Raw genomic sequence first — 1,913 nt, forward strand, 5'->3', positions numbered from 1 at the left:
TACCGGAAGTGGTAACGGATATTTAAAAATAATTGTGTAGAAGTTTAAACTTTCAATAACACCAATTTTTATTTCTTTGAAGGACTACAGAATCTGTGAGAAATGAGTTTTTCTACAAGCTCTATAAAGCGTCCTCGCGGGATTCTTCCCGTTCCGCCTCGCTATGCATCTTTCCATTAACGGGCATTGGGCGCAATCCGCCCTTTTCGCGCCGTATTTCTTCCCGCTGTTGTTTCTAAGCGTCACTTCCCCTTTGCATTCCAGCGTCTTTCCGCGCGGGCATGTAAAGCTGTCGGAGCCCTCATCATATTTAAAGTCCTCAGCCGTAAATCTTTTCTTTTCAACTTTCTCGTTCTTCTTCTCCGTGAAATGCGGATCCCTCTGCCTGAACTGCGGATCAGGCATCAATACGTTTATCCCCCTGTCAGCCGCTTCCTGCAAATTCGCTTCTGAAAAATATCCCGTGTCCCCCTCTAATAACGCCTTCTTAAGCGGCTCATCTTTGTCACGTTTCTTTTTCAGGTCCTCTATCGTCCCTGACCATTCTTTTGACGCGTTGGACGGCAGTTTGCATCCGTCCACGGCGAACATTTCGCCGGTTATCAGCTTTAATTGGGCGCATTGCAGCAGTATTTGCGTGAACATATCCTTTACCGCCTCTTCGTTAGCCGATATAAACGCCGCTATCGTGGCGTGATCCGGCTCGCAGTCTTCCGCCAGCGCTTTTACCGTTATATTGTCCGTGCACATTTTCTCTATCTTCCGCGACGTTATTATTCCTCTCGAATAACAATACAGGATTATCTTTAATAACGCCCTCGGTGGATACGCGGCCGCCCCTGTTTCGTCATTATTGTATTTTTTCTCAAATAACGACATGTCCATCTTGTTAATCAGATAATCTATCGTCCACTCAAATGTGTCCGGAAACAGCTGTTCCTTCAGATTAACGACCATAAATTGCCCCTGGGAATTGTCCGTGTGTTTGAATCTTGCCATAATGCGGTTATTATACCATGCTTATTTGTTTTTGTGTTAATTATTTTCTCTTGTTAGCTGTAATTTTTACTTTTTCGACAGTTTCGTTAAGTGCTGTATAGCCCGTACTTTATATTTTTCTATTCAAAAAATATAATATATCTAAATTATTTTCTTCATGATTTTCAATATATATAAAAGTATCCTTTGAATTTATTTGATAATATTCTTTTTCAATTATCTTATATTCTTCATTGTCAATTTTTATTATTCCTTTCCCATTTATTACATAGATACTACAATCACATTCTTCTTTTAATATTTCTCCTTTCTTTATTGAAAAGAATATATGTGCAATCCCTTTTCCAAAATTTGAATACAATCCTATAGAATTAGCATTACAATATTTCCTTCCATTTTCATTTTTTACTATTATTTTTGTCGGAAAATCTTTAGAGAAAAAGTTATGAAATTTGTTTAACTTGTTTATAAATTGTATATATTCATCAGATGGTTTTTTATTCAAATATACCCTTTTATCTTCGGTTTTATTTTTTATTTCAATTAATGAACACAATTCCCCTTTTTCATTAATGTCTTGTAAAAATGCCGTAAGAGGTGAAATTTCATTGTTGTACATTTTTATAAGCGTTTCTTTTGAAAGGACGAAAATTTCTTCTGGTACAAATTTTTCTTCATTATATATAAAAACATTCCCATTATTTACATCTATTTGCCATATACCATTTTCCACATTATAAATCTCAAATTGCAGTTTAATAAAATAATCTTTATCTATCTTTTTCTCGAATACTCTTGCGAAATCGTTGAAAATAACTTTTATATCCATTTTTATATTCCTTAAATCGAATATTATATCATATTTTCTCTTTTGTCAACATTATTAAATTTCAAAAATATTTAGGGCTATATTG

Annotated in this window: 2 protein-coding genes; both read right to left on the reverse strand. The window is 35.0% G+C overall.

The window, feature by feature from the left end; genetic code table 11:
* Positions 1–84 precede the first annotated feature (84 nt).
* On the reverse strand, positions 85–999 hold the full coding sequence (locus ACYVRA_RS06290) for a transposase (RefSeq protein ID WP_461251895.1): 915 nt from the start codon (positions 997–999) through the stop codon (positions 85–87).
* 109 nt (positions 1,000–1,108) lie between these two features.
* Entirely contained in the window at positions 1,109–1,828 is a 720-nt protein-coding gene (locus ACYVRA_RS06295) for a hypothetical protein (protein ID WP_461251896.1), read from the reverse strand.
* Positions 1,829–1,913: the final 85 nt, after the last annotated feature.

Source organism: Treponema sp. R8-4-B8 (genome assembly GCF_054786175.1).

Coding starts and splice junctions, on each gene's coding strand:
- ACYVRA_RS06290 (WP_461251895.1), bottom strand. CDS start 999: ATGGCAAGATTCAAACACACGGACAATTCCCAGGGGCAATTTATGGTC.
- ACYVRA_RS06295 (WP_461251896.1), bottom strand. CDS start 1,828: ATGGATATAAAAGTTATTTTCAACGATTTCGCAAGAGTATTCGAGAAA.